This window comes from Deltaproteobacteria bacterium (assembly GCA_003696105.1).
Classification (GTDB): Bacteria; Myxococcota_A; Polyangia; order Haliangiales; family J016; genus J016.
In genome coordinates, this window is the sequence record RFGE01000105.1 from 1 (window position 1) to 4,370 (window position 4,370).

Annotated in this window: 5 protein-coding genes; 3 read left to right on the forward strand and 2 right to left on the reverse strand. The window is 73.7% G+C overall.

What is annotated here, in order from left to right:
* The first annotated feature begins 55 nt into the window (after positions 1-55).
* From D6689_07230 to D6689_07240, 3 genes are read left to right on the forward strand one after another with little or no spacing between them, the layout of a single operon-like run.
* Entirely contained in the window at positions 56-1,246 is a 1,191-nt protein-coding gene (locus tag D6689_07230) for a hypothetical protein (protein ID RMH42771.1), read from the forward strand.
* Positions 1,243-1,563 carry a PEGA domain-containing protein gene (locus tag D6689_07235; protein RMH42772.1) on the forward strand — a complete coding sequence of 107 codons (321 nt, stop codon included), beginning with the start codon at positions 1,243-1,245 and terminating at the stop codon, positions 1,561-1,563. Before D6689_07230 ends, D6689_07235 begins: the two co-directional genes overlap by 4 nt.
* 11 nt (positions 1,564-1,574) lie before the next feature.
* A complete protein-coding gene (locus D6689_07240) occupies positions 1,575-2,366 on the forward strand; it encodes an enoyl-CoA hydratase (protein ID RMH42773.1) in 792 nt (263 codons plus the stop codon).
* Positions 2,367-2,451: 85 nt separating this feature from the next.
* Here D6689_07240 and D6689_07245 read toward each other — a convergent pair whose 3' ends face one another.
* Both D6689_07245 and D6689_07250 read right to left on the reverse strand, forming a co-directional pair.
* Positions 2,452-3,921 (reverse strand): long-chain fatty acid--CoA ligase, encoded by a 1,470-nt coding sequence (locus tag D6689_07245; protein RMH42774.1) that lies wholly within the window; start codon positions 3,919-3,921, stop codon positions 2,452-2,454.
* A 188-nt stretch (positions 3,922-4,109) separates the two neighbouring features.
* Positions 4,110-4,370: hypothetical protein (locus D6689_07250; protein ID RMH42775.1), on the reverse strand; the 261-nt coding region annotated here is incomplete at its 5' end.

Here is a 4,370-nt window from a genome sequence, read left to right on the forward strand (position 1 = left end):
CCGACGACCGGTTGGTGGCCGGCGCGCCGCTCGTGATCGTGGTGGTGGGGCGGTGATGCGCGCGGCTGCGATCGGAGTGGTGATCGCGACAGCGGCGCTCGCGCCGGTGGCGCGCGCGTCGGAGCCGGGCGCCGTGCGAGCCGAGGGCCGGGCGCCGGCGGGTGCGCCGGACGCGCGCGCTGCGGCGCTCGATCGGGCGTTCGCCGAGGCGGTCAGGCGCGCCGTCGCCGCCCGCGTAGAGGTGGGCGAGCGCGCGCGGCACGCCGGCGCCGTCGACGCCGCGATCGCCGGTCGCGCGCGGGAGTTCGTCGCGCGCTACCAGGTCGTCGCCGAGGGGCCGAGCCCGGCGGGATATTTCGTCCAGATCGACGTGTGGGTCGACGACGCGGCGCTCGCCCGCGCGTTGGCCGACGCGGGGATAGCGCCGGCGGCGCCGGCGGTCGACATCGGCGTCGGACGCCCACCGCTCGCGCTCGTCGCGCTCGTCCGCACGCCGGACGCGGCGGTGGCCACGTTCGGCCGCGACGGCGGCGATGGCGGTCCGCTGGGCCGCGCGGTCGACCGGGAGCTGCGCGAGCTCGGGTTTCGCCCCGTGCGCCCTGCACCCGGCACGTCCCCGCCCGCGCATTCCGTGCCCGGCGCCGCGCTGCCGGTCGACGACGCGGCCGCGCGGGCGTTCGCGCTCGCCGAGGGGGCGGGCGGCGCGGTCGTGATCGCCGCCGACCTGGAGTCGGCGGGCCGCATCCGCGGGACCCCGTTTGCCGGCGCGCAGGGGCGGGCGCGCGTCCGCGTCGTCGCGGCCGACGGGGCCGCGATTGCCGACGCGGCGGTCGAAGCCGGCGCGTACGCGGAGGCCGCCAACGACGCGGTCGACGCGTGCGCCGCGCAACTCGGCCGCCGCGCCGTGGCCGCCGTGCGGGATGCGCTGCGCGCGCGGTGGCCGGCCGGCGTCATCGACGACGACGCGGTGATCGTAGAACTGCGCGGCGCCCCGTCGTGGGCGCCCGTGCGCGCGGTCCAGCGGGCGCTGGCGGCTGCGCCGGGCGTGTCGTCGGTGACGCCGCGGCGCCTTGCGCCCGGGGCGGTCGCTCTCGCGGTCGCGACCCGCCAGCCGGCGGCGCGGATCGCGGAAGCGGCGGGCCGCGCCGCGTTCGATCCGTTGCGCGCCGAGGTGCATGCGCGGTCGGATGCGCTCGTCGAGATCGTTCTGCAGGCCCCGACCGTTCCGGCGGAGGGGCCGCCGTGACGCCGGCGCGGGCGGTCGCGTTCGGGGCCGCGCTCGCCGTCGCGGCCGCCTGCAGTCGGCCGGCGGCGCGGGATCCCGCCGCGCGGCCGGCAGACGCGATCCTCTCCGTCGACTGCCCGGTCGCCGAGGCCGAGGTCTACGTGGACGACGCATACGTCGGCCGCGTGGCCGAGTTGGGCGGGGGCGTCGCGCTGGCGCCGGGCGTGCACCGCGTCGAAGTGCGTCACGACGACTACCACACGGGGTACCTCGAAATCGAGGTTCGCGCGGGCCAGCGCCGGCGCGTCGCGGTCGACCTGGCGCCGCGTTTGCCGTAACGTGCCGGGTGATGCCCGCTGATGACGTGCGCGTAGTCGATCGCGACGGCGTGCGGTGGATCGAATTGCACCGCCCCGAGTCGCGCAACGGCCTCACGGTCGAAGTGAACAAGCGAATCATCGAGGCCGTGACGGCGGTCGAATCGCTCGCCGAGTGTCGCGTGGTCGTGCTCACGGGGGCCGGCGGGCACTTCTGCTCCGGCCTCGACCTCAAAGCGATCCTGCGGGAGGGGCCCGTGCCGCCCGAACAGCGCGACGCCGATCTGCGCGATTACTTCCACGGCCTGATCCGTGCCGTGCGCGGCTGCAGCCGTCCGACCATCGCGGCCGTCGACGGGGCCGCCGCCGGGTTCGGCTGCGACCTGGCGCTGGCGTGCGATCTGCGCCTCGTGAGCGACCGCGCCCGGTTTGGCGAGATCTTCGTCCGGCGCGGGCTCATGCCGGACGGCGGCAGTACGTTCCTGTTGCCGCGCATCGTCGGCCTCGGTCGCGCGCTCGAAATGATGCTCACGGGAGAACTCGTCGACGCGCGCGAGGCGCATCGCATCGGCCTGGCCAACCGCGTCTACCCGGCGGACGAGCTGCACGATGCGGCGTGGGCGTTCGCTATCGAGCTGGCCAAGGGGGCGCCGCTGTCGCACCGCGCGGTCAAGCGCGCGGTCGCACTGTCGCTCGAGTCGGATTTCGACGCGGCGCTCGACCGCGAGCGCGCGTACCAGCTCGAGCTGTTGCAGTCGCGCGATTTCATGGAAGGCGTGACCGCCTTCCTGCAAAAGCGCGCGCCGGAGTTCAAGGGCGAATAGCCGCCCGGCGCGCCGGCGGCCGGCCGCCGGTGTCGCGTTCGCGGCGGCCGCGCGCGAGTCGTGGGCCGGCGGGGGCGCCGGCCCGTCAAATCGTCTCGCAGAACTCGATGCGCCGCGGCACCTTGTACGGCGCGAGGTTGCGCGCGCAATGATCGATGATCTCTTCCGCCTGGCACTTACTGCGCGCCACGACCTTCGCGACGACGACGCTGCCGGTGAGCGGGTCGTGCACCACGCTCACCTGGGCGCGTTTGACCTTCGGGAACGCCTCGAGGCATCCCTCCACTTCGCCGAGGGCGACCCGCTTGCCGTCCACCTTGACGAGGTCGTCCTCGCGGCCCTTGAGCGAGATCCGGCCGCTGCGGTCGATGGTCGCGCGGTCTCCGGTCCGCAGCCATCCCTTCGCGTCGGTCTGGCCGACCGGCGTGCGCACCTTGCCCTTGGCCTTGACCGGGGCCGCGACCTCCTCGTACGGGCCGACGGCCACGCCGCTGACGGAGTCGCCCTTGACCCACAGGATGCCCTCCTTGCCCGCCGCGATCTTGCCGCCATCCGGCGTGGTGAGTTTGACCTGGACGCCGTCGATCGGCTTGCCCACGGACGTGACCGGCTTGCCGGCCGTGTTGACGCTCACCAACCCGGTCTCGGTCGAGTGGTACGTCGGCATGAGCTTGACCGCATACCCGGCGAAGAAGGAATCGGCCACGTCCTTCGGCAGGGCCGAGCCGCCGGACAGGTAGCGCGGGTTGTCGACCTCGACGTGCCGCGCCGTCGGCAGTCGTGCCATCTCGGCGTACATCGTCGGCATCGCGGGCATGACGTCGATGCGCTGGTCGCGCACGATCTTGGCGAGGCGGCGCGCCGAGACCTCCTCTTCGAGAAACAGCGTGCCGCCGGTCTTCAGGACCGGCAGCAACCCGAGGTCCCAGCCGTACGCGTGAAACAGGGGCACCGCGCACAGGATGCGCGACTGGTCGTCGATGCCGAGCGTGCCCACCGCATTGTCTGCGACCGCTTGCAGGTTCGCCTCGGTGCGGACGACGCCCTTCGGGTCGCCGAGGGAATCGGACGTAAACAGCACCATCGCGGCGTCGACGCCGACGTCCGGTGGTTTCTGTTTGAACATCGTGCAGGTCAGCAGCGTGCCCTGCAGGCGGCGGCGCACCTCCTGCGGGGCGTCGCCGTCGGCGGCACCGCCGCCCGGTTGGGGCAGGGGGCCGCCTTCGGAGCCGCGCGGTCGCGTGACGAGCGCGCGCATCGGCGCCGCCGCCAGCACGAGTTCGAGTTCGCGCGACCCGGTCGTGGGGTCCACCGGCACGACCACGACGTCGAGCTTCGACAGCGCGAGGGCCAGGATGACGAAGTCCGGGACGTTGCCCAGCATCAGGCCGACCCAGTCGCCGGCCTCGATGTTCATCGACTTGAACTCCTGCGCCCGCCGATCGACGCGGTGCAGCAGTCCGCGCCAACTCAGGTAGTTGTCCCGGTAGACGAGGGCCTTGTTGTTGCCCTGCGCCTTCGCCGCCTTCTTGAGCCAGTCGTACAGAAGGGTCATCGCACCTCGTACCCGCGCGCCGTGCAGTCGATACAGTGGCGCGCCCGAACTCTAGCAGGCCCGCCAGGCGGCCAACAAGCGGGAAAATGGCCGGCAGCGGCCGAAAACCGGTGCCGGCGGGCGGTCGCCGGCACCGCGCGGCTTCGGGCCGCGGAGGCCGGCGGCGCCGGAGCCGCGCGGCCCGAAGGTCACTCGAGCGTAAACAGCGGCTGGGTCCCGAACACCGAGTGGAACCGTGCCACGTAGCCGATGGTGAACGCGTACGTCGCCCCGCGCTCGTCGAGGTGGAACGCGCCCGCGTCGATCGAGCCGGAGTCGGCGGCGGCCGGCATGTACAGATCGAGCGCGATCGGCGTGACCCGCAGCTCGTGCTGTAGCCGCGAGCCCAGCAGGTACGACAGCGACAGCTCGCCGCGGAAGCCGAACGTGACCAGCCCTTCCTGGTCGAC